Below are 25,680 nucleotides of genomic sequence, written 5' to 3'. Positions count from 1 at the left end.
AGAGTTGTATAATTGAATTATCTTAAATGAATATACAAATTTAGAGGACATGACGTCTATAAAGCATTCACAGAGAGTCTCATTGAGCTGGAATTGAGATAATGCAATATAAATAGTTACTCCCTCAATACATGATGTGTTAATCCACATTCGGCTCAAGACCGTTATCTTATGTAGAGTTATCGTACTTATAAGTTAAGTGCGTTAATGAGGGTGGTACCGCGAGAGATTTCGTCCCTTTGGATGAGGTCTCTTTTTTGTGTTCTTTAATAAAAAAGAGGAGGAAGTCGTTATGAGTGAGATAAATATTAAGTTTCCGGATGGTAATGTGAAAGGGTTTGAACAAGGCACAACTACTGAAGAAATCGCTCAATCTATTAGCCCAGGTTTAAGAAAGAAAGCTGTGGCTGGTAAATTTAATGGTCAGTTAGTAGATTTAACAAGACCTTTAGAAAATGATGGGGAAATTGAAATCGTTACACCTGGAAGCGACGAAGCTTTAGAAGTGTTGAGACATTCAACTGCACATTTAATGGCACAAGCTTTACAAAGATTATACGGAGATGTGAAGTTTGGCGTAGGTCCTGTAATCGAAGGTGGTTTCTACTACGATGTAGATACAGAACATAAAATTTCTAGTGACGACTTTGAAACTATCGAAAAAGAAATGAAACAAATTGTGAATGAAAACTTTAAAATTGAACGTAAAGTTGTAAGTCGCGATGAAGCGAAAGCATTCTTTAAAAATGATGAGTATAAATTAGAGTTGATCGATGCTATTCCTGAAGACGAAAATGTAACACTTTATTCTCAAGGTGAATTTACAGATTTATGTCGAGGCGTACATGTTCCTTCAACTTCAAAAATTAAAGAATTTAAATTGTTATCTACTGCAGGTGCTTATTGGAGAGGTGACTCAAACAATAAGATGTTGCAACGTATATACGGAACAGCATTCTTTGATAAAAAAGAATTAAAAGCATACTTGAAAGTATTAGAAGAAAGAAAAGAACGTGATCACCGTAAAATCGGTAGAGAATTAGAATTATTTACTACTAACCAAGATGTTGGTGCTGGTTTACCTTTATGGTTACCAAATGGTGCAACTATTAGACGTGAATTAGAGCGTTATATTGTAGATAAAGAAGTCGCAATGGGGTATGACCATGTGTATACACCAATTATGGCTAATGTAGATTTCTACAAGAGATCTGGACATTGGGATCACTATCACGAAGATATGTTCCCACCAATGGATTTAGGTAATGAAGAACTTGTGCTTAGACCTATGAACTGTCCACATCATATGATGATTTATAAAAATAGTCGTCATTCATATAGAGAGTTACCAATTCGTATAGCTGAATTAGGTATGATGCATAGATATGAGGCAAGTGGAGCAGTATCTGGTTTACAACGTGTTAGAGGTATGACTTTAAATGACGCACATATCTTTGTTCGTCCAGACCAAATTAAAGAAGAATTTAAACGTGTTGTTAACATGATTCTTGATGTGTATAAAGATTTCGGTTTCGAAGATTACAAATTCAGATTAAGTTATCGCGATCCAGAAGATAAAGAAAAATACTTCGATGATGACGAAATGTGGAATAAAGCACAAGCGGTTCTTAAAGAAGTAATCGATGAAATGGCATTACCATACGAAGAAGCAATCGGTGAAGCGGCATTCTATGGCCCTAAATTAGACGTTCAAGTTAAAACAGCAATGGGTAAAGAAGAAACACTTTCTACTGCTCAATTAGATTTCTTATTACCACAAAAATTTGATTTAACTTATATCGGTAATGATGGTGAAGAACATCGTCCAGTTGTTATTCATAGAGGCGTAATTTCTACTATGGAAAGATTTACTGCATTCTTAATAGAAGAAACTAAAGGTGCATTCCCACTTTGGTTAGCACCAAAACAAGTGGAAATTATACCTGTAAATGTTGACTTACATTACGATTATGCAAGAGCATTAAACGATGAATTAAAATCTCAAGGTGTACGTGTTCATATTGACGACCGTAACGAAAAAATGGGATATAAAATTCGTGAAGCTCAAATGAAAAAAATACCGTACCAAATAGTAGTCGGTGATAAAGAAGTAGAAAACCAAGAAGTAAATGTACGTCAATACGGATCAAAAGATTCAAAAACAGTTGAAAAAGACGAATTCATCTGGAATATTGTGGATGAAATTCGACTAAAAAAGTAATATCCTATTGAAATTTCTGGAATCATCGGGTATAGTTTTAATAGTGAAATTTAATTAAATATTCCTCAGTAATGAGTTAGAGGTTGCGATGTTCAAGAGTAATTATTCAGAAGCGAAATGGCGCGTATGTTGAAATAATGAAAGGGTGCATCGCCGAAACGAATCATATCCATAATATGATTTGTTGGGTCAGTGTTTAATAGATACTGGACTGTCACACTAAGTGATGTGCTACCAATTTGTATGGAATGTTCATATATCGGTCGCATATCTCTTGAGATATGCGACTTTTTTAGTGGCTCGATTGTGGAATGGAGAAAGGAAATAGCAATGAATCAAGAAAAATCAACGAACAATATTCAAAGGAAACTCAAAGATAGACATATCTCTATGATAGCCATCGGTGGTTGTATTGGTACTGGTTTATTTATGACTTCTGGCGGAGCGATTAGAGATGCTGGACCGGGTGGTGCATTACTAGCATATGCAATAGTTGGCTTGATGGTCTTCTTCCTTATGACATCATTAGGAGAAATGGCGACTTATTTACCAGTCTCAGGTTCTTTTAGTACTTACGCAACTCGATTTGTCGATCCTTCACTAGGATTTGCATTGGGATGGAACTATTGGTTTAACTGGGTTATTACAGTTGCAGCTGATATTACAATTGCATCTCAAGTTGTGAGTTACTGGGAACCATTAGAAATCATTCCATCATGGTTATGGAGTATCATTTTTATGGTTATCATATTTGGCCTTAATGCACTTTCAGTTAGAGTATACGGGGAAAGTGAATACTGGTTTGCATTTATTAAAGTAGCTACAGTAATTATTTTCATTGGCGTAGGTTTATTAACGATATTTGGTTTACTAGGTGGCGAATACTTAGGATTCGATAACTTTGTAGCAGGTGATGCACCATTCTTAGGTGACTCGAACGTTAATACATTCTTACTTGTATTAGGTGTATTCTTAGTTGCGGGATTCTCATTCCAAGGTACCGAGTTAATTGGTATTACAGCTGGAGAATCTGAAAATCCTGAAAGAGCAGTTCCTAAAGCGATTAAACAAGTATTCTGGAGAATTTTATTATTTTACATTTTAGCAATCTTTGTAATTGGTATGATTATTCCTTATACAAATCCAAACTTAATGGGTGGAGACGAAATTGCGAAATCACCATTTACACTAGTATTTGAGAATGCAGGTTTAGCATTTGCTGCTTCATTTATGAATGCTGTTATTTTAACTTCAGTATTATCAGCAGGTAACTCTGGTATGTACGCTTCAGTTAGAATGCTATTCTCAATGAGTAAAGATAAATTAGCATCACCAGTATTTTCAAAAACAAATAAATCAGGTGTTCCATACACAGCATTATTTGCAACAGCAGTAGTTGTTATACTTATATTTGCAATTGAGCATTTAAGTGGTGGCGCATACGAATATATTATCGCTGCTTCAGGTATGACAGGCTTTATTGCTTGGTTAGGAATCGCAATCAGCCATTATAGATTTAGAAGAGCATTTGATCTACAAGATTATGATAAGACTAAATTAAAATATAAAGCTAAATGGTTCCCATTTGGTCCATTGTTTGCATTTGCTTTATGTGCGATTGTAATTGTAGGACAAGATGTTGATTTCATCCAAACTGGTGAATTCGAACCAAGAAGATTCTTCATTACTTATATGGGTATTCCTGTATTTTTAGCGTTTTATATTTTCCATAAACTAAAATATAGAACTAAAATGATTCCACTTGATAAAGTTGACTTAAGTCAAGATGTGGATATGAAAGAATTTGAAAAGAATATTAAATAAACATTGACATAAGGGTTTATAATTGGTAAGATTAGTTTTGTTGAATACGAAACGGACCAAGTAGAAGCATACCCGCTTCTCACCTGTAGTGACGCGTAAAGCAGTTAGCAGGTACAATAAACCTTTAAAGTTTATGGATGAGAACGGGTGCATTATGCATTCGTTCTTTTTTTCTTGGACGACTTCGTAAAATTCTAGGAGGTGTCAACCATAGCTAAAGATCAGACTCAAGTTAACGACAAAATTCGTGCAAAAGAACTTCGCCTTATTGGCCAAGATGGTGAGCAAATTGGTGTTAAATCTAAATATGAAGCCCTTGAAATGGCTGAACGAGTAGATTTAGACGTTGTAATCGTAGCGCCTAATGCTAAACCACCTGTTGCAAGAATTATGGATTACGGTAAATACAAATTCGAACAGCAGAAGAAAGAAAAAGAAATGCGTAAGAAACAAAAAGTAGTCAATGTTAAAGAAATTCGATTAAGTCCAACTATCGAAGAACATGACTTCGAAACTAAATTGAAACATGCTCAAAAATTCTTATCTAAAGAAGATAAAGTTAAAGTATCTATTAGATTTAGAGGTCGTGCGATCACGCATAAAGAAATTGGTCAACGTGTGTTAGAACGCTTTGCAGAATCTTGTAAAGACATAGCAACAGTTGAACAAAGACCTAAAATGGAAGGGCGTTCAATGTTCTTAATGTTAGCGCCAATTTCAAACGACAAATAAACCGAAATTATAGGAGGAAATCTCAATGCCTAAAATGAAAACTCATCGTGGAGCAGCAAAACGTGTTAAAAGAACTGGTTCAGGTCAATTAAAACGTTCTAGAGCGTTCACTTCACACTTATTCGCAAACAAATCTACAAAAGCAAAACGTAAATTGCGTAAAGCTTCATTAGTTTCTAAATCAGATACTAAACGAGTTAAACAAATGTTAACGTACGTAAAATAATAAACATAGCGGACTAATGGTCCATTTTAAGGAGGAATTATCATGCCACGTGTTAAAGGTGGAACAGTGACGAGAGCTCGTCGTAAAAAAGTTTTAAAATTATCTAAAGGTTACTTTGGTTCAAAACATACATTATATAAAGTTGCTAAGCAACAAGTTATGAAATCTGGTAACTACGCTTACCGTGACCGTCGTCAGAAAAAACGTGAATTCCGTAAATTATGGATTGCACGTATTAATGCAGCAGCTCGTCAAAACGACATCAGCTATAGCCGTTTAATGAATGGTCTTAAAGTAGCTGGTATTGAAATTAACCGTAAAATGCTTTCTGAAATCGCTATTTCAGACGAAAAAGCATTTGCTGAATTAGCTACTAAAGCTAAAGACGCTTTAGCTAAATAATTGCATTTCATTGTTGTATAAGCTGTCAATAAAGTTATTAACTTTATTGATGGCTTTTTTTATGAAATAATATAGTAGAAAGTGCGTCTTCTTTACGCTTCAAATTCGCTTTGATAAAATAGTGTAGAAATAAGAATAAGGAGTTTATTATGTCTAAATTTGATGAAATGATTACAGTAGTACCACGTAAATTAATATTTAAAGACGAAGCTTATCAATTTGATGGGTTTAAATCTATTCAAGATGAAGAAACTAAGTATATTTATGAAACAATTTGTCGATTTGAAACAAAACGTCGTGGCGATATGGAAGAAGATCCTTCATATAAACAACTTATTTCATATTGTATATTAGAAAATGAGGACGACGAAGTACTTGTATATGAGAGATTAACAGGTGGTGGCGAAAGTCGATTACACGGTTTAAGTTCAATTGGCGTAGGCGGACATATGAATGATGTTCCTGAAGCTGTGACAGTTGAAGAGGTAATCAGAGAGAATGCTGCAAGAGAACTTGAAGAAGAAGTTGGCTTAAATAAACAAGATGTAGCTAATATGGAGTTAATTGGATTTATAAATGATGATCAAGATGAAGTAGGAAAAGTTCATATTGGTGTTGTTTTTAAATTAAAAGTTAATAAATCTAGCGTTGAAGCAGTCGAAACAGATACATTAAAAATTAAGTGGGCTGATCAAACAGAATTGTTGAATCATAAGAATTATGAAACATGGAGTAGTCTAATTATAGATGGTATATACAGAAGAGGTGAGTAACCTTGAGTGAAATTATTCCATTTCCAAAATTAAAAAAACAACTGGTTAACAATATTAATCTTGCGATTCGAAATGAACAATTTGATGAAGCGTATGAATTGTTTGAAACATACGAGCAACATTTTGAGATGGATGATGACTTATCAATAAAGAAATGTGAAGTCTTAAAATCTTGCGGTTACTATCTTGAATTGCGAGAAGAAGCGAGTATATTGCTGAATCAAGGTCATCCATTCTATGACAAAATAGTCATTTATTTTGTAGAAAGTTTATACTTTTTAGAACAATATCAAACGGTAGTTGAAATTATAAATCAAATTAAAGATGAAAATATCGAACATGCTACGAGAATGGCATTGCTACCTATTCAAGATATGGCTAAAGAAAAGTTGAACCAAAGGCAATTGAAAGCTTCAGAGGTATTAAGAACATTTCAAGAAACACAATTTGAAGAACAAATTAATCTACTTATAGATTTAATTGATCATCACTTAGGTATATTTAATTTAACTTTAGCTCAAATTATTGAGAATGAAGTATTGCATCCTAATGTGCAAAGTTTAATATTAGAATACTTAAGATTAAGCGAATGGTCAGCTGAAGTTAAATTCAATAAAATAGATGAGAATATTACAGTTATACCGACAGAATTACCTGGTATAGAAAGAACAAATTTTACACAAAATATCATTCCTAAAGTAATTGATCAACTTGAAATTGATAGCCCAGCATCTATAGAGTTAGCTAAAAGTTTATTAAACCAACATGCTATTATTTTGTATCCAATTACACTAAATGATATAAATGATGATGTTTTAGTTGCATGTTACTTGAAACTTTTATCAGAACGTTTTAATATAGACGCTAACTACGAAAGTGTGACTCAACAAGATTGGGACATATTCATTGAAGTCATTCAAAAATTGCAATGAATATAAACACTATAGTTGAAACATTAGAAAGCTATGTTATAATTAAAGAGTTGAAAATTTATAAAATTAGGATAATCACGGAGGTTTTTATTCATGACAGCAACATGGGAAAAGAAAGAAGGTAACCAAGGTTTATTAACTGTTACGGTTCCTAAAGAAGAAGTAGATAAAGGATTAGACAAAGCATTCAAAAAAGTTGTTAAACAAATTAATGTACCTGGTTTCCGTAAAGGTAAAATGCCAAGACCATTATTTGAACAAAGATTTGGTGTTGAATCATTATACCAAGATGCTTTAGATTTCATTTTACCTGAAGCATATGGTAATGCAGTAGAAGAGGCAGAAATCAACCCAGTTGATCGTCCAGAAATCGACGTTACACAAATGGAAAAAGGTAAAGAACTTATCTTTGAAGCAACTGTAACTGTTGAACCAGAAGTTGAATTAGGAGACTATAAAGGTCTTTCAATCGAGAAACAAGATCGTGAAGTAACTGACGAAGAATTCAATCAAGCAATTGAAGATGCAGTAAGCCGTCAAGCTGAATTAACAGTTAAAGAAGGCGAAATCGCTGAAGGAGACGTTGTTAACATTAACTTCGATGGTTATGTTGATGGTGAAGCTTTCGAAGGTGGTCAAGCAGAAGGTTATGATCTTGAAATTGGTTCTGGATCATTCATCCCTGGATTTGAAGAACAATTAATCGGTCTTAAAGCTAACGATAGCAAAGATGTTGTTGTCACATTCCCAGAAGAATACCACGCTGAAGAATTAGCTGGTAAAGAAGCTACTTTCAAATGTGAAGTTAACGAAGTGAAATCTAAAGAAATTCCAGAATTAGATGACGAGTTAGCACAAGAACTTGATGAATCAGTTAGCACAGTTGATGAATATAAAGAAAAATTACGTAAAGACTTAGAAGAAGCTAAAGTTAATCAAGCAGAAGCAACTGAAAAAGAAGAAGCTATTACAAAAGCTACTGACAATGCAAAAGTTGATATTCCAGAAGCTATGATTAATACAGAATTAGATCGTATGATGCAAGAATTTGAACAACGTATTTCTCAACAAGGTTTAAACCTTGAGTTATACTATCAATTCTCAGGTCAATCAGAAGAAGAACTTAAAGCACAAATGAAAGAAGATGCTGAAAAACGCGTTAAAACTAATTTAACTTTAAGAGCTATTGCTGATGCAGAGAATATCGAAGTATCTGATGCAGATGTTGAAGCTGAATTCGCTAAAATGAGCGAACAATTTGGATTATCTGTTGAAGATATTAAAGCAACATTAGGTAATAACGATATTTTAGTTAATGACCTTAAAATCCAAAAAGTTATCGATTTATTAGTAGCTGAATCAGCTGGAGAATAATAATTATTCGGTATTAAAGTAACTATAGTAGCAGAATATTTCTGCTACTATTCTTTTTTAGTCCGTTTAATTTGAAAAAGTAAAAAACATTTAGTATAGTCTAAAAAGAATAGGGGTGTAAAAATGTTTAAATTTAACGATGGTGAAGAAAACTTAAAATGTTCTTTTTGTGGTAAAGAACAGGATCAAGTTAAAAAACTTGTTGCTGGTAGTGGCGTATATATTTGTAATGAATGTATAGAATTGTGTTCTGAAATTGTAGAGGAAGAATTAAAGTCACAAGAACCAGAACAGTTTACTGATGTTCCTACACCTAAAGAAATTATGGAACAATTAAATGATTATGTTATTGGTCAAGAAAATGCGAAAAAATCATTAGCTGTAGCTGTTTATAATCATTATAAACGTGTACAACAACCTTCTGAAAGTGAAGATGGTGTTGAATTACAGAAAAGTAATATTGCATTAATCGGACCTACTGGTAGTGGTAAAACATTGCTTGCACAAACGTTAGCTAAATCATTAAATGTACCATTTGCAATTGCAGATGCAACAAGTTTAACTGAAGCAGGTTACGTTGGTGAAGACGTTGAAAATATATTATTAAGATTAATCCAAGCAGCAGATTTCGATGTTGAAAGTGCTGAAAAAGGTATCATTTACGTGGATGAAATTGATAAAATTGCACGTAAATCAGAGAATACGTCAATTACACGTGACGTATCTGGTGAAGGTGTACAACAAGCATTGCTTAAAATATTAGAAGGTACGACAGCAAGTGTACCGCCTCAAGGTGGAAGAAAGCATCCAAACCAAGAGTTTATTCAAATAGATACAACAAATATTCTGTTTATCCTTGGTGGTGCCTTTGATGGTATTGATGAAGTTATTAAACGTAGACTTGGTGAAAAAGTTATCGGCTTTAGTAGTTCAGGTGATGAAATTAGTGACGAAGAATCATTATTATCACAAATTAGACCTGAAGATTTACAGGCTTATGGTTTAATTCCTGAATTTATTGGTAGAATTCCAATTGTAGCTAACCTTGAAACATTAGATGTTGATGCATTGAAAAATATTTTAACGCAACCTAAGAATGCGTTAGTTAAACAATATACTAAGATGCTTGAATTAGATGATGTTGAACTACAATTTGATGAACAAGCACTTACGGCTATTAGTGAATTAGCAATAGAACGTAAAACAGGTGCACGTGGACTTCGTTCAATTATTGAAGAAGCTTTAATCGATATTATGTTTGATATTCCATCTAGCTCTGATGTAAGTAAAGTAGTTATTACTGAAGATACAATTAGAGATCATAAATTACCAAACTTATATGATAGTGAAGGTAATTTAATCAATGATGAAAAAACATCAGCATAATCACATATGATTATAAAGGCTGAGACATGTTATTAACTGTCTCAGCCTTCTTTAATGTTTAAAAGTGATTTGATAGACCTATCGTTACTGTGTTTAAAATATAAGTAAGATAAGATATAATAAAAGAAACAAACTTGTAGGAGAAAACGATGAAAATTAATCCGAATAATGTAGATATTATAATCAGTGCAGTAGATCCAAAACAATATCCTGAGACTGGTTTGCCAGAAATAGCACTTAGCGGACGTTCAAATGTTGGGAAATCAACATTTATCAATACGTTAATTTCAAGAAAAAAAGTGGCAAGAACGTCATCGAAACCAGGTAAGACACAAACATTAAACTTCTTTAATATCGATGAGCAACTTATCTTTGTAGATGTGCCAGGTTATGGATATGCTAAAGTTAGTAAAAAACAAAGAGAACAGTTTGGTAAGATGATTGAACAGTACTTAACAACTAGAGAAGCATTAAGATGTGTAATTCAATTAGTTGATATTAGACATAAACCGACTCAAGATGATGTGTTGATGTATAACTATCTGAAACATTTTGAAATACCAACTATTGTCATTGCGACTAAAGAGGATAAAATTCCTAAAGGTAAAGTACAAAAGCATTTGAAAATCATTAGACAAACATTAGAATTAGATCCTGAAGATAAATTGATTAGTTACTCATCTTTAAATAAAGATAAGACAGACAATATTTGGGCATTATTGTCACAATTTATTTAAACAAATTACTCACATTTCTAGATTAGAAATGTTATAATTTAGACATTGGACATAAATTAATGGGGGCGTTAGAAGTGCATGTTGTTGTAGTAAGCGTAAACTATAAGACTGCAGATGTTGCAATGCGTGAAAAACTAGCTTTTAATGATCAAGAAATTGAGAATGCGCTTGTAACACTAAACAATCAAAAATCTATATTAGAATGTGTAATCTTATCGACTTGTAATAGAACTGAAGTATATGCTGTTGTAGATCAAATCCACACTGGTAAATATTATATTCAGTCATTTTTAGCAGATTGGTTTGATCAATCTTTAGATACAATTAAACAATATACAAATGTTTTAACTGAGAATGATGCAGTGGAACATTTATTTAGAGTGACTTCTGGACTAGACTCAATGGTTCTAGGAGAGACTCAAATTCTAGGTCAAATGAAAGACGCATTTCAAATTGCTCAAACAGAGGTTACAACTGGAACAATGTTTAACCGTCTATTTAAACAAGCAATTACTTTAGCAAAGCGTGCGCATCATGAGACAGATATTGCGTCAAATGCTGTTTCAGTATCTTATGCAGCTGTCGAATTATCTAAAAAAGTTTTAGGTAAATTAGATAATAAGAAAGCATTAATCATTGGTGCAGGGGAAATGGCTGAGTTAGCAGTTGCGAATTTAAATGGTAGTGGCGTTAAAGACATCACTGTTTTAAACCGTACAGTAGCAAAAGCGGAATCTCTTGCGATGCAGTATAAAGGTGTAGCGAAAAGCATCAATGAATTACAATGTTCATTAATGGAAGCTGATATTGTGATCAGTTCTACTAGTGCTGAACATTATGTATTAACTAAAGATATGATGCGTGATGTAGAGCGTTTTAGAAGGAATAAACCGTTAGTATTAATTGATATTGCGGTACCTAGAGATATAGACCCAGGTGTAAATGATTTAGATTCAATGTTTAATTATGACGTGGATGATTTAAACGGACTTGTTGATGCTAATTTAGCTGAACGTGAACAAGCAGCACGTGAAATTGAATTATTAATTGCTAAAGAAATTGATAAACACGATGAATGGGTGAATATGTTAGGTGTTGTGCCAATTATTACGGCATTAAGAGACAAAGCATCACATATACAACAAGATACAATGATGAGTGTTGAAAGAAAGCTTCCTGATATGACTGACAGAGAGCGTAAAGTTATTTCTAAACACATGAAGAGTATCGTCAATCAACTATTAAAAGATCCGATTACACAAGCAAAAGAATTATCAACGGACAAAAAATCAAAAGAAAAATTAGAATTATTCCAAGAAATCTTCAATATCTCAAGTGAAGTTGAGCGAATAAATGAAACTAAGAAAGAATTAAAGCAAGATCAATTGTCTGCTAAAACAGTTGAATCTTAATACAAAATAATGGTGATGCTATGCAAGATGTAATTTCTGTACGTTTGCATGAAATAGTATTAATTATTTACATGATTTGTTTAGGGTGCTATTTTTATGACTTTATTCAAAAGAATTCTAAAGTTAGAAAGTTTGGGTATTATGCGCTAGGGATTGTTTGGATTTTTCAAACAATCTTTTTGTGCATGTATATTGTTACAACGAAACAATTCCCTGTACTAACAATTTTTGAAGGATTTTATTTTTATACATGGATGATTATCACTGTTTCATTAGTTTTAAATTATTTTAAATCCACAGATTTAACAGTCTTTATTATCAATTTGATTGGATTTGTATTTTTAGTTATTCATACATTTAGACCAGAACAGTATGACACAGAAAATACTGCTGCAAATATAATGAATGAATTACTTTTAATACATATTTCTTTAGCTATTTTAAGCTATGTTCTTTTTGCATTGAGTACATCACATGCAATTTTGTATTTGTTACAAAGAAAAAATTTAAAAGAGAAAAAATTTAATCAAAAGTTCTTTAGAATGGGCAGTATTGACCAATTAGAACAAAATGTATTCAGATTTACATTAGTAGGATTTTTAGTCTTATTAATTAGTTTAATACTTGGCATTCAATGGGGACTTATTATAATTGGTAGTGAAATATGGATTGATAGTAAAGTAGTCGGTTCCTTAATTGTCTTACTACTTTATGGTATTTATTTGTTTTTAAGAGTAAGAAAATCAATCAACACAAAAACGTTAGTTATAGCAAATATTATGATGTTTCTCGTGTGTATGATAAATTATTTGGTGGTCTCAAAATTTTCAGGATTTCATCAATGGTTTAACTAAACAATGGTGGAGGAAATTATGCGTAAAATTATTGTAGGTTCTAGAAAAAGTAAATTAGCTATGACGCAGAGTCAGCAATTTATAGATAAATTAAAAGAAAAACACCCAGATTTAGATATTGAAATTAAAGAAATCGTTACGAAAGGTGACAAGATTGTTGATGTTCAATTATCTAAAGTCGGTGGTAAAGGATTATTCGTTAAGGAAATACAACAAGCATTATTCAATCATGAAATTGACTTTGCAATTCATTCCTTAAAAGATGTTCCAAGTGAATTGCCTGATGAATTAACATTAGGATGTATTCCAGAACGTGAAAATCCATTTGATGCATATATCGCAAATAACCATGTCAAACTTGCAGATTTGAAACCAGGTAGTATCGTTGGTACAAGTTCATTAAGACGTGGTGCACAATTATTAGCAAAATATCCTCATTTAAAAATTAAGTGGATTCGTGGAAATATTGATACACGCTTAAATAAATTAGAAACTGAAGACTTCGATGCGATTATACTTGCTGCAGCTGGATTAAAACGTATGGGCTGGAGTGATGATATCGTTACTGAATATTTACAAGAAGATACGATGGTACCTGCTATAGGGCAAGGTGCACTAGGTATCGAATGTAGAAGTGATGATCAAGAATTATTAGATATTCTTAAATCAGTTCATGATGAGAATGTAGAAACATGTGTAACATGTGAAAGAACTTTCTTAAATGAAATGGATGGTAGTTGTAAAGTGCCAATAGCTGGTTACGCAACACTTGAAAATGATGAAATTTCATTTACAGGTTTAATCATGTCTCCAGATGGTAAAGAAAGATATGAATCAACAATAAAAGGAACTGACCCTGTTGAAATAGGTAAACAAGTTTCTGAAGAATTAAAAGCACAAGGTGCATATGAAATCATTAAGAAATTGAACGAAGAAGCATAATAAGGAGTCGTTAACATGAAGCCAATCATTGTGGTTACAAGTACAAGAACTGTTCAACGTGAAGATGTCGAAATTCGTCATTATCCGTTCATTGATATTGTTCCTATCAAATTTGAACAATCTTGTTTAAAACCGCACTATGATTGGCTTATTTTTACGTCTGTAAATGCGATCAAAATATTTGAACCATATTTAAATCAAATAGAAGTCGATCGTATTGCTGTTATCGGTACAAAAACTAAAAAAATAGCAGATCAGTACAATATCCCAGTAGATTTAATGCCAGATTCATTTACTCAAGAAGGTTTATTACATGAATTTAAAGATCAGTTCACAAACCAATCTATATTAATCCCGTGTAGTAAACAAGCTAGGGATAAACTGGCGAAAGAACTTATGAAATGGGATAATCAAGTACAAGTACTGCATCTATATGAACCTGTTACAAATATAGAAAATGTTAGAAAAGTACATGAACTGATACAACAGCAAGAAGTAACGCATGTTACTTTTTCAAGTTCATCGGCTGTATCAAGTTATTTTGATAACTATCATCGAATTCCAGACTCAGTCGAAGTTTATGCAATTGGTGCGATAACAGAGCGAAAGTTAAATACATATCATCAACCTTCTAAAGTAGCAGAAGAATACACATTAGAAGGCATGATAAATACAATTTTGAAAGAGGTAAAATCATGAAATTTGATAGACATAGAAGACTTAGATCATCTCAAGTTATGAGAAATATGGTGAAAGAAACGTATGTTCATAAATCAGATTTAATATATCCGATTTTTGTAATTGAAGAAGATAATATTAAAAACGAAATATCTTCAATGCCAGGTATTTATCAATTAAGTTTAAACTTATTAGAACAAGAGCTTAAAGAAGCTTATGATTTAGGCATTAGAGGTGTTATGTTCTTTGGTATACCTAATGAGAAAGATGCTTGTGGAACAGGTGCTTTTATTGATGATGGTATTATACAAAAAGCAACACGATTATCTAAAAGTAAATTTCCAGATATGTTAGTTGTAGCGGATACGTGTTTATGTGAATATACAGATCACGGACATTGCGGTGTGATAAACGAAGAAACAAAAGATGTAGATAACGACCAATCATTAGAATTACTTGTGAAAACAGCTGTATCACAAGCTAAAGCTGGTGCAGATATTATTGCGCCAAGTAATATGATGGACGGATTTGTTGCTGAAATTAGAGAAGGCTTAGATCAAGCAGGATTTATAAATATTCCTATTATGAGTTATGGTATTAAATACGCATCTAGCTTCTATGGCCCATTTAGAGAAGCAGCAGAAGGAGCACCTTCATTTGGTGATCGTAAGACTTATCAAATGGATCCAAGTAATCGATTAGAAGCATTCAGAGAATTAGAAAGTGATATTAAAGAAGGTTGCGACATGATGATTGTTAAACCAGCACTAAGCTATTTAGATATCATTAGAGATGTTCGTAATCGCTCAGACTTACCAATTGTTGCATATAATGTAAGTGGAGAATACAGTATGACAAAAGCAGCTGCATTAAACGGCTGGATTGATGAAGAAAAAATCGTGATGGAACAAATGACGTCAATGAAACGTGCTGGCGCTGACATGATTATTACTTATTTTGCTAAAGATATTTGTAAATACTTAGACGGAGGAGACTACTAATATGAGATATGAACGTTCAATAAATGCCTATGATGAAGCTGTAAATTTAATGCCAGGTGGCGTAAATAGTCCAGTACGTGCTTTTAAATCAGTAGATACACCACCGATTTTTATGGACCACGGACAAGGATCTAAAATTTATGATGTAGATGGTAATGAATATATTGATTATGTGTTAAGTTGGGGACCATTAATTCTAGGTCATACACATGAAAAAGTAAAAGCTGCATTACATGAAGCAGTTGATAAAGGAACTTCATTCGGTGCATCAACTGAACTTGAAAATAAAATGGCTAAACTTGTTATTGAACGTGTGCCATCTATTGAAATGGTAAGAATGGTTTCTTCAGGTACAGAAGCGACATTAGCCGCATTACGTCTTGCTAGAGGATATACTGGCAGAAATAAAATATTGAAATTTGAAGGCTGCTATCACGGACATAGTGATTCATTATTAATTAAAGCAGGTTCTGGCGTCGCGACTTTAGGTTTACCAGATTCTCCTGGTGTACCAGAAGGCACAGCAAAAAACACTGTAACTGTACCATATAACGATATAGAAGCAGTAAAAGTTGCATTTGAACACTTTGGTGAAGATATTGCAGGCGTTATTGTTGAACCAGTTGCTGGTAACATGGGCGTTGTCCCACCTGTTGAAGGATTCTTAGAAGGTTTACGTGATATTACGAAAGAATACGGTTCATTACTTATTTTCGATGAAGTCATGACTGGATTTAGAGTTGGCTATAACTGTGCACAAGGTTACTTTGGTGTGACACCAGATTTAACATGTTTAGGTAAAGTTATTGGTGGTGGACTACCAGTTGGCGCATTCGGTGGTAAGAGAGAAATTATGGAAGAAATAGCACCAGTCGGTAATGTATATCAAGCTGGTACACTTTCAGGTAACCCATTAGCAATGACAAGTGGTTACGCAACACTAAGTGAATTAACTGAAGAAAGCTATCAATACTTTAACGAACTTGGAGATTTACTTGAAAAAGGTCTTAAAGAAGTATTTGCGAAACACGCTGTACCGATTACGGTTAATCGAGCAGGTTCAATGATAGGTTATTTCTTAAATGAAGGACCTGTAACTAACTTTGAAGAAGCAAATTCTTCAGATTTAGAACTATTCAGCAAAATGTATAGAGAAATGGCTCAAGAAGGCGTATTTTTACCACCTTCACAATTTGAAGGTACATTCCTATCTACTGCTCATACTAAAGAAGATATTGAAAAAACAATTCAAGCTTTTGATACAGCATTAGAAAGAATTACAAACGAATAAAACTTACCTCAAAATATAGAAACATAAATGATATAATCTTTTTGAGGTGTTAATCATGAATAGAAATAAATGGAACATTGTATTTGTATGCTTGTTAGCCATTATACTCGGTTTTGTGTTACAAAGTATTCACATGATATTACCGTGGATGTTTGGACCTATATTTGCGAGTTTAATAATGATTAAAGTATTAAAACGCACGATTAAATGGCCAGTATGGTTAGGTAATATCGGTTTACTTATATTAGGGATACAAATGGGCTCAACATTTACGCCTACTGTCCTTCATGATATTAAAGATGAATGGCTACAAATTATATTAATGTCAGTATTTATTTTAATACTAGCGTTAATTGTGTCTATAGCATTTAGAAAAATTGCAAATGTTACATTCGAAACAGCATTATTAAGTGCAATTCCAGGTGCTTTAAGTCAGATGGTTATAATGGCAGAAGAAAATAAAAAAGCAGATTTATTAATCGTTACATTGACTCAAACATCTCGAATCATGTTTGTCGTCATATTAGTTCCAATTATTTCATCTATTTATGGTAATGATGGTACGGCGTCAGGACAAATTGAAAAAGCGCCATCTATATTTACAGCGCTAGATATCTCAGGACTATTTGTGATACTAATAAGTATCCTCGCTTTATTTTATATATTCTATAAAATTAAAGTACCTGTACCTCAGTTACTAGCACCGATATTTGTTTTATTAGTATGGAATTTATATACTGGACAAATCTTTTCATTGGATTATCCGATCATTGTCGTTGCACAAGTATTATTTGGCATAAGAATAGGTGTTCAAATATCTGATTTAATTAATAATTTAACGAAAAAAACGATATTTGCTATCGCATTTCAAAATGTATCACTGATTATTGGTGCATTTGTACTAGTTTTTGTATTTGAGATATTTATAGACGACAATATAAATGACTTATTCTTAAGTGCAGCACCTGGTGGTATGGCTCAAATTATCGTTGTAGCATTAGAAACTGGTGGAGATGTCGCGATGATATCAAGTTATCATATATTTAGGATATTCTTTATTCTACTGATCGTTGCACCGTTAATTAAAATATTCTTAACAGTTAGATCTAGAAAATATGGAAATTAAATTGAATCAATATTGACTTATATGGATTCTGCTTATATTATTAAAGTAATCGAATATTTATCAAGGAAGAGTAAATCATTGATTAATGATAGAGAGTGCATGGTTGGTGTAAATGCATATTAATGATGATTGAAGGTAGCCTTAAATTGAACGTTAATTGAAACTAAGTAGGTTAATGCGTGTGCGAGCGATAATCGTTAGAGTGCAATATAAGTGATTATATTGAATTTAGGTGGTACCACGGTTTAACCCGTCCTATTTATTAGGACGGGTTTTTTATATTATAAAGGGAGTGATTTTAATGGAAATGGAACCTAAGTATAACCCTAAAAAGGTTGAAGAAGGCCGTTATCAATTTTGGTTAGATCATAATTATTTTAAGCCAAGTGAAAATAAAGACAAGGAAACATACACAATTGTTATTCCACCACCAAATGTAACAGGGAAGTTGCATTTAGGTCATGCATGGGATACAACTTTACAAGATATTTTAACAAGAATGAAAAGAATGCAAGGCTATGACACATTGTATTTACCTGGTATGGACCATGCAGGTATTGCGACTCAAGCTAAAGTTGAAGGTAAATTAAGAGAACAAGGTTTATCAAGACATGATTTAGGAAGAGAAAAATTCCTTGAGCATGCTTGGTCATGGAAAGAAGAATATGCTGACTTTATTAGAGCTCAATGGGCTAAATTAGGTTTAGGATTAGACTATAGTCGTGAACGCTTTACTTTAGATGAAGGTTTATCTCAAGCAGTTAAAAAAGTGTTTGTTGATATGTATAACAAAGGTCTTATCTATCGTGGTGAAAGAATTATTAACTGGGATCCACAAACTAAAACAGCTATTTCTGATATTGAAGTTATTCACGAAGATATTACAGGTCATTTCTATCATATTAAATATCCTTTTAAAGACGGAGAAGGCGCAATTGAAATTGCAACGACACGTCCTGAAACGATGTTAGGTGATACAGCAATCGTTGTTAACCCAAATGATGATCGTTACAAACATTTAATTGGTAAATCCGTTATCTTACCGATTATTGGCCGTGAATTACCGATTATTGGTGATGACTATGTTGATATTGAATTCGGTAGTGGTGCAATGAAAGTTACACCAGCTCATGACCCTAATGACTTCGAAATTGGTGAAAGACATCAACTTGAAAAAATTAATGTAATGAATGAAGACGGTACGATGAATGAGCTTGCAGGTAAATATAATGGCTTAGATCGTTTTGAATGCCGTAAACAATTAATCGAAGACTTAAAAGAAACTGGCGAATTAATCAAAATAGAAGAACATGTTCATTCTGTTGGACACTCAGAAAGAAGTGGCGCAGTAGTTGAACCTTATTTATCTACACAATGGTTTGTTAAAATGGAGCCATTAGCTAAACAAGCATTAGACAATCAAGATACAGATGGTCGTATTAATTTTGTACCAGAACGTTTTGAAGGCACATTCAATAGATGGATGGAAAACATTCGTGACTGGACAATTTCAAGACAATTATGGTGGGGTCATCAAATTCCAGCATGGTACCATAATGAAACAGGTGAAACATACGTTGGTGAAGAACCTCCAGCAGATATCGAGAATTGGACTCAAGATGAAGATGTTCTAGATACATGGTTTAGTTCTGCATTATGGCCATTCTCAACATTAGGTTGGCCAGATGAAAACAATGAAGATTTCAAACGTTACTATCCAACTAATACGTTAGTAACAGGTTATGATATTATTTTCTTCTGGGTATCAAGAATGATTTTCCAAGGATTAGAATTTACAGGTAAAAAGCCGTTCAATGACGTTTTACTACACGGTTTAGTAAGAGCTGAAGATGGCCGTAAAATGAGTAAATCACTTGGTAACGGTGTTGACCCAATGGATGTAATAGATGAATATGGTGCAGATAGTTTAAGATACTTCTTAGCTACTGGTTCATCTCCAGGTCATGACTTACGTTATTCTACTGAAAAAGTTGAAGCGGTATGGAACTTTATCAATAAAATTTGGAATGCGTCTCGTTTCAGCATTATGAATATCGGTGAAGATTTTAAATTTGAAGATATAGATTTATCTGGTGAAAAATCTGTTGCAGATGAATGGATCCTTACACGATTAAATGAAACGATTGCGAACGTTACGGATTTAAGTGATAAATATGAATTCGGTGAAGTTGGCCGTGTATTATATAACTTTATTTGGGATGAATTCTGTGATTGGTATATCGAAATGAGTAAAATACCAATGAATGGTGATGACGAAGCTAAAAAACAAATGACACGTTCAGTACTAGCTTATACGTTAGACCAAACAATGCGTATGCTTCATCCATTAATGCCATTCGTAACAGAACATATTTGGCAAGCATTACCACATGAAGGCGAAACAATTATTCAAGCTTCATGGCCAGAAGTAAGACCAGAATTATCAAATGAAAATAGTAAAGTATCTATGCAACTATTAGTTGAAATCATTAAATCTGTAAGACAAGCACGTCGTGAAGTGAACACGCCAATGTCTAAAGAAGTACCAATTCACATTGAAGCTAAAGACGAAAAAGTGAAAAAACAACTCTTAGACAATAAAGACTATTTAATGCGTTTCTGTAATCCAAGTGAGCTAGTGATTGATACGAAAGTTGATATTCCAGAAAAAGCAATGACTGAAGTTGTATTTGGTGCAACAGTTGTATTACCTTTAGAAGGTTTAATTGATATGGATAAAGAAATAGAAAGACTTGAACAAGAACTTCAAAAATGGCAAAAAGAATTAGATCGTGTTAATAAAAAATTAAGCAATGAAAAATTCGTTGCAAATGCACCTGAAAAGATTATTAACGAAGAAAAAGATAAAAAAGTTAATTATCAAGAAAAATATGATGGTGTATTAGCAAGAATTGAACAACTGAAAGGCTAGGAAATCTTATGAATTATTTAGATAGTTTACACTGGATACATGAACGCACGAAGTTCGGTATTAAACCAGGCGTTAAAAGAATGAAGTGGATGCTCGACAAATTAGGTAATCCTGAAGAAAAGATTCAAGCAGTTCACGTAGTCGGTACAAATGGTAAAGGTTCAACTGTCAGTTATTTAAGAGAAGCCCTAGTAGCTAATAACTATGAAATCGGTACTTTCACATCGCCATATATTGTCACTTTCAATGAAAGAATCAGTATTAATGGAACACCAATCACAGATGATGAATTGGTTGAGTTAGTTCAGATAGTTAAACCAATATCTGAACGACTTGAATCTGAAACTGATTTAGGTCCTGCTACTGAATTTGAAATCATTACATTAATGATGTTTGTATATTTTGGTACAGTACATCCTGTAGATTTTGTCATCATTGAAGCGGGATTAGGTGCTTTAAATGATTCAACGAATGTATTTCAACCAATAATGACGGTGTTAACAAGTATCGGTTTAGATCATACTAATATTTTAGGAGATACGTATATGGATATTGCAAGAGAAAAAGCTGGTGTCATTAAACCAAGTGTTCCTCTTGTATATGCGATTAAGCCTAAAGATGCGTTACATTTCGTTAGAGAAGTAGTTGAGAAAAATTACAATAAAGGTCTAGAACTAGATCGCGATTTTCATGTACTATCAGATGATACTGAATTTACGTATCGATATGGTAGTTATGAATTAGAAAACATTCAACTCAAAATGATAGGTCAACATCAGCATGAAAATGCTGCACTAGCGATCACAACACTTATTGAAATGTATCAAAGAGGTATGATTCAATTAAACTTTAATACAATGATTGATGCGATAGAACATACAACATGGTCAGGTCGAATTGAAAAAGTTCAAGAAGAACCACTTATTTTAATAGACGGTGCCCATAATAGAGAAAGTATTGATGCGTTAGTAGATACATTAAAACAATACTATTCTGACAAAAAAATCGATGTATTATTTGCAGCGATAGATGGTAAGCCAATAGGGAAAATGATGAATAGCATAGAAGAAATAGCCAATAGATTTTATGTAACAACATTTGATTTTCCAAAAGCATTACCAATAGATGCAGTATACGATTATTTAGAGCACCACCATATTGAAAAAGTTCAAGACTATCCTCAATTTATTGAACAATACGACGGAGAATTACTCGTTGTAACAGGAAGTTTATACTTTATTAGTGAAGTAAGAAAATTATTTAAAGATTAATATAAAATGCCGGCAAAGTCATTGACTTTGACGGCATTTTTTTATGGGCATGCACGAATAAAATCGAAGATTTTTATATAATATTCAATATTTTCTGATAATAGTGTATGATGGTACTTATAAATAGGGGGGATTAATTTGAAAGATTTAGTTGGAAAATTTATAAGGTTCAAGAATCCTCATACATATGCTATATTGCTTTTCATTATTGCTATGAGTTGTTTGCTGACATATGTCATACCTTCTGGGGAATTTGACAGGAAGTCTGTTGATGATCGGGAAGAGGTTGTTTCGGGTACATATCATTTAGTAGATAGTGAACCTTCTGGCTTTTTAGAAATATTTAGATCAATACCTGAAGGATTAATCAGTGGTGCTGATATTATCTTTTACATATTTTTAGTTGGTGGTGCTTTTGGCATTATTCATAAGACAGGTGCCATTACAAATGGTGTCAATGCCGCGATGAATAAGCTTGGTAAAAACGGTAAGTTAATGATTCCACTAACGATGTTCATTTTTTCATTGCTTGGTTTCTCTATAGGTTTAGCTGAAGAGACGATTATTTTTGTTCCAATCGGTATAGCGATTGCTAGAGCAGTCGGATATGATGCAATGACAGGTGCTGCAATGATTATCATGGGCGCTGCTGCTGGCTTTCTCGGCGGAATGCTCAACCCATTTACAGTTGGCGTTGCTCAACAGATTGCAGAAATTCCACTTTTTTCTGGATGGGAATTTAGAACAATTATTTATATTTGTGTATTAATTGTAGGTATTGCATACGTTATGTTTTACGCTCGAAAAGTTAAAAAGAATCCAAAGAAAAGTTTAGTATATGAGTTAGAACAACAAGAAAAAGATCAAATAGGACCGCAAGAAGAAATTGGTAGATTTACAAAGCGACAAATGTTTTGTTTAATTTTATTAATTAGTGCAATATGTTTTAACGTATTTGGTATTTTTACATTTGGTTGGTCATTTAATGAAATGAGTGCCAATTTCTTGCTAGTCGGATTATTGGCAGGTTTTATTGCTGGTCTAGGTTTTAATGGTACTTTCGATGCATTAATCGAGGGTATGCAGTCTATTTTATTTGGAGCATTAATTGTTGGCTTCGCTAAAGCAATCGTCGTTGTATTAGAAAATGGTAAAATTATCGACACAATCGTTTATTATTTAACAAATACAATTCAAGATTTACCAGCAAGTATTACGGTAGGGATGATGTTTATCATACAAATGATTTTGAATTTCTTCATCCCATCTGGTTCTGGTCAAGCGATGACGACTATGCCATTAATGGTGCCAATTTCTGATTTATTGAATATCAATAGACAAATGGCAGTACTTGCCTTCCAATATGGTGATGCAGTGAGTAATAGTATTTTCCCAACATCAGCTTCATTAATGGGAGGATTAGCTGTAGCAGGAATCTCATACACAACTTGGGTTAAATTTATTTGGAAGTTATTATTACTGTGGGTTGTTATCTGCTTAGTTGGTATTATTATTGCATTAGCCCTAGGTTATTAAATTTTAAAATTTTACAAAACTTGAAAAACACATGCTATCTTTAGGTGTTTTTCAAGTTTTTTTAATGGATTTATAAAGCGTTTAAAAGTATTAGAGCTATTTACTAACAAAATGCGATTATAAATATTGAGGTGTTATTTGGTATATTAATTTATATCAAAAAGGAGTTAAAAAGCATGTTCAAAATGTTTATATTCGGTGCAATCATTGCAAGTTATATGTATCAACTTACGGGTGTGAAGAAAGTGAACTTTCATTTGTTAACGAAGCGTTCTGTTTGTGAATCATGCCATACATCACTTAAACCAATAGATTTAATACCCATTGTAAGTTATGTAGCATTGCGCGGTAAATGTCGTTATTGTAAGAAGGATATTCCAATAAGTTTATTAATTTGTGAAGTCTTTTTAGGCATACTATTTCTCACTCCAATTCTTTCAACAGTTCAACTAAATCCTCTTTTGTATTACCTCTTAATTATCTTTTTAATACCTTTGTCCATTTATGATTTCCATCATTTTGTCATACCGAATCATATGCTCATCATTATGTTAGTATGTAGTGTTTATTTATTTGGAATAACGCGAGAACAATTTATTTACGCACTGATTATCATATTAATTTTGCACATCTTATATTTCATATCAAGGGGAGGGCTAGGTTATGGAGATATTAAATTATTTTCGTTACTCAGTTTAATTTTATCGGTATCACATTTTATATTATGTTTTATGTTTACTTTTATATTTGCGGGTGTATTGATCACACTTTATGTATGTATCACACGAAATAAAATTCAAAAAGTACCACTCGTTCCTTTTTTGACACTTGCAGTTATATTTGTACAATTATTCCAAATTGAACTTAATGATTATTTTTTAGGAGGCTACTATGGTTATTAAAATTAAAGATTTACAACATGAAGATAAACCGAGAGAAAGACTTAAATCATATGGTCCGGATAAATTAACAAATAGAGAATTATTGGCGATCATTATTAATTCAGGAAGCAAACAATACTCCAGTCTAGAATGTGCAAATAAAGTATTGAATTTAGTTGAAAATACTAGAGAGCTAAGACATTTAACATTGTCTGAATTGCTAAGTGTTAATGGCATTGGTGAATCTAAGGCAATTACAATTTTGGCAGTTATTGAATTAGCTAAAAGAATGCATAGCAATACTGTTCTCGACAAAGTAGAAATCAATGAACCACAAGATGTTGCAGATTATTTAATGGAAAAATTAAGATATTTAAAGCAAGAACACTTTGTGGCTTTATTATTAAATACAAAGAATCAAATTATACATGAACAATCGATTTTTATTGGTTCATTAAATATGGCTGTTGTTCATCCGAGAGATTTATTGAGAGAGGCAGTTAAGCATTCTGCTGCTTCAATTGTGATTGCACATAATCATCCAAGTGGTGATCCAACACCCTCCTTAGAAGATATTAAAACGACAAAGCGCATATTATATTGTTGTGATTTAATGGGTATCGACTTATTAGATCATATTATCATTGGTGATGGTGAATTTATTAGCATATTTGAAAACGACTATATCATGCGTGAAGACTTAGAAATTAATAATATAACTGAATGATTCAATGTTATAATGTAATTAAAAATGAGTCAGGAGTTTTTATTTTGCAAATCATAACGTTCATATTTGTCGTATTACCGTTACTATTTATCATTTCTTTATTTCAACGCAAGAAAAAGCGACCAATTGTTAGAAAAGACTATGGCATCACTTTGGTGTTAGGTATCATAGGTGTATTCTTAGCATCTATTATTCTTACTTTAACTAAAGATGGTTCTGCACTTTCAATTAATTTAATGTTCGGTTCAATTGTTGCAGGAATTGCTTGGGGTATTCTCGTTTCAATTACATTATTCATTTTAAACAAAATATTAAACAAATAAATAAAATTGTAAATTTTCGGATATTATATTGACATTAATTTTTGAAAAGGCTATCATTAACTTAAATTTATGAGAGAGGAGGTAGTGACTTATGAGAAA

General features: G+C 32.6%; 23 protein-coding genes, 1 riboswitch and 2 other annotated features. All 23 genes read left to right on the top strand.

The window, feature by feature from the left end; genetic code table 11:
* Positions 1-292 precede the first annotated feature (292 nt).
* Positions 293-2,221, top strand: a complete 1,929-nt coding sequence (gene thrS, locus LQ679_RS01975) for a threonine--tRNA ligase (RefSeq protein WP_037588475.1) — start codon at positions 293-295, stop codon at positions 2,219-2,221.
* Positions 2,222-2,290: 69 nt separating this feature from the next.
* Positions 2,291-2,463: riboswitch (Lysine riboswitch) on the top strand.
* An 88-nt stretch (positions 2,464-2,551) separates the two neighbouring features.
* Positions 2,552-4,045 carry an amino acid permease gene (locus LQ679_RS01970; protein WP_159315695.1) on the top strand — a complete coding sequence of 498 codons (1,494 nt, stop codon included), beginning with the start codon at positions 2,552-2,554 and terminating at the stop codon, positions 4,043-4,045.
* 52 nt (positions 4,046-4,097) lie between these two features.
* Positions 4,098-4,223, top strand: a sequence feature (ribosomal protein L20 leader region).
* Positions 4,224-4,246: 23 nt separating this feature from the next.
* A complete protein-coding gene (gene infC / locus LQ679_RS01965) occupies positions 4,247-4,777 on the top strand; it encodes a translation initiation factor IF-3 (protein ID WP_025904295.1) in 531 nt (176 codons plus the stop codon).
* Positions 4,778-4,802: 25 nt separating this feature from the next.
* Positions 4,803-5,003 (top strand): 50S ribosomal protein L35, encoded by a 201-nt coding sequence (rpmI, locus tag LQ679_RS01960; protein ID WP_016910907.1) that lies wholly within the window; start codon positions 4,803-4,805, stop codon positions 5,001-5,003.
* Between the two features lie 42 nt (positions 5,004-5,045).
* Positions 5,046-5,405 (top strand): 50S ribosomal protein L20, encoded by a 360-nt coding sequence (rplT, locus tag LQ679_RS01955; protein WP_025904294.1) that lies wholly within the window; start codon positions 5,046-5,048, stop codon positions 5,403-5,405.
* A gap of 149 nt (positions 5,406-5,554) precedes the next feature.
* Positions 5,555-6,178, top strand: coding sequence for an NUDIX domain-containing protein (locus LQ679_RS01950; protein WP_239762017.1), 624 nt, complete (start codon positions 5,555-5,557; stop codon positions 6,176-6,178).
* A 2-nt stretch (positions 6,179-6,180) separates the two neighbouring features.
* Positions 6,181-7,110: a hypothetical protein gene (locus LQ679_RS01945; protein WP_126477560.1), complete on the top strand. Its 930-nt coding sequence runs from the start codon at positions 6,181-6,183 to the stop codon at positions 7,108-7,110.
* 93 nt (positions 7,111-7,203) lie between these two features.
* Positions 7,204-8,484: a trigger factor gene (gene tig, locus LQ679_RS01940; RefSeq protein ID WP_025904291.1), complete on the top strand. Its 1,281-nt coding sequence runs from the start codon at positions 7,204-7,206 to the stop codon at positions 8,482-8,484.
* Between the two features lie 123 nt (positions 8,485-8,607).
* Positions 8,608-9,870 (top strand): ATP-dependent Clp protease ATP-binding subunit ClpX, encoded by a 1,263-nt coding sequence (gene clpX / locus LQ679_RS01935; RefSeq protein WP_025904290.1) that lies wholly within the window; start codon positions 8,608-8,610, stop codon positions 9,868-9,870.
* A 149-nt stretch (positions 9,871-10,019) separates the two neighbouring features.
* Entirely contained in the window at positions 10,020-10,607 is a 588-nt protein-coding gene (gene yihA / locus LQ679_RS01930) for a ribosome biogenesis GTP-binding protein YihA/YsxC (RefSeq protein WP_025904289.1), read from the top strand.
* A 74-nt stretch (positions 10,608-10,681) separates the two neighbouring features.
* A complete protein-coding gene (gene hemA / locus LQ679_RS01925) occupies positions 10,682-12,019 on the top strand; it encodes a glutamyl-tRNA reductase (RefSeq protein WP_204189014.1) in 1,338 nt (445 codons plus the stop codon).
* A 20-nt stretch (positions 12,020-12,039) separates the two neighbouring features.
* The gene (locus tag LQ679_RS01920) at positions 12,040-12,873 is read left to right on the top strand and encodes a cytochrome C assembly family protein (protein ID WP_037588464.1); all 834 of its coding nucleotides are present in this window, start codon (positions 12,040-12,042) and stop codon (positions 12,871-12,873) included.
* An 18-nt stretch (positions 12,874-12,891) separates the two neighbouring features.
* Positions 12,892-13,815: a hydroxymethylbilane synthase gene (gene hemC / locus LQ679_RS01915; protein WP_204189012.1), complete on the top strand. Its 924-nt coding sequence runs from the start codon at positions 12,892-12,894 to the stop codon at positions 13,813-13,815.
* Between the two features lie 15 nt (positions 13,816-13,830).
* Complete coding sequence (locus LQ679_RS01910; RefSeq protein WP_191835664.1) at positions 13,831-14,514, top strand: uroporphyrinogen-III synthase; 684 nt, start codon at positions 13,831-13,833, stop codon at positions 14,512-14,514.
* A complete protein-coding gene (gene hemB / locus LQ679_RS01905) occupies positions 14,511-15,494 on the top strand; it encodes a porphobilinogen synthase (RefSeq protein ID WP_025904284.1) in 984 nt (327 codons plus the stop codon). Before LQ679_RS01910 ends, hemB begins: the two co-directional genes overlap by 4 nt.
* A gap of 1 nt (position 15,495) precedes the next feature.
* Entirely contained in the window at positions 15,496-16,785 is a 1,290-nt protein-coding gene (hemL, locus tag LQ679_RS01900) for a glutamate-1-semialdehyde 2,1-aminomutase (RefSeq protein WP_037588456.1), read from the top strand.
* A gap of 55 nt (positions 16,786-16,840) precedes the next feature.
* Positions 16,841-17,911: an AbrB family transcriptional regulator gene (locus LQ679_RS01895; RefSeq protein ID WP_204189010.1), complete on the top strand. Its 1,071-nt coding sequence runs from the start codon at positions 16,841-16,843 to the stop codon at positions 17,909-17,911.
* A 48-nt stretch (positions 17,912-17,959) separates the two neighbouring features.
* Positions 17,960-18,172, top strand: a binding site (T-box leader).
* A 40-nt stretch (positions 18,173-18,212) separates the two neighbouring features.
* A complete protein-coding gene (locus LQ679_RS01890; RefSeq protein WP_204189008.1) occupies positions 18,213-20,843 on the top strand; it encodes a valine--tRNA ligase in 2,631 nt (876 codons plus the stop codon).
* Between the two features lie 8 nt (positions 20,844-20,851).
* Complete coding sequence (locus tag LQ679_RS01885; RefSeq protein ID WP_126477556.1) at positions 20,852-22,114, top strand: bifunctional folylpolyglutamate synthase/dihydrofolate synthase; 1,263 nt, start codon at positions 20,852-20,854, stop codon at positions 22,112-22,114.
* Positions 22,115-22,252: 138 nt separating this feature from the next.
* On the top strand, positions 22,253-23,650 hold the full coding sequence (locus LQ679_RS01880) for a YfcC family protein (RefSeq protein WP_204189006.1): 1,398 nt from the start codon (positions 22,253-22,255) through the stop codon (positions 23,648-23,650).
* Between the two features lie 176 nt (positions 23,651-23,826).
* Entirely contained in the window at positions 23,827-24,552 is a 726-nt protein-coding gene (locus LQ679_RS01875; RefSeq protein ID WP_239762016.1) for a prepilin peptidase, read from the top strand.
* The gene (radC, locus tag LQ679_RS01870; RefSeq protein WP_037588446.1) at positions 24,542-25,258 is read left to right on the top strand and encodes a RadC family protein; all 717 of its coding nucleotides are present in this window, start codon (positions 24,542-24,544) and stop codon (positions 25,256-25,258) included. Before LQ679_RS01875 ends, radC begins: the two co-directional genes overlap by 11 nt.
* A 44-nt stretch (positions 25,259-25,302) precedes the next feature.
* The gene (locus LQ679_RS01865) at positions 25,303-25,581 is read left to right on the top strand and encodes a hypothetical protein (RefSeq protein WP_204170029.1); all 279 of its coding nucleotides are present in this window, start codon (positions 25,303-25,305) and stop codon (positions 25,579-25,581) included.
* Positions 25,582-25,680 lie beyond the last annotated feature (99 nt).

Source organism: Mammaliicoccus sp. I-M35 (assembly GCF_022386455.1).
In the GTDB taxonomy this organism is placed as follows: Bacteria; Bacillota; Bacilli; order Staphylococcales; family Staphylococcaceae; genus Mammaliicoccus; species Mammaliicoccus sciuri_A.
Note: the sequence above shows the minus strand (reverse complement) of the source record. Positions and strands in the feature narration are given on the sequence as shown.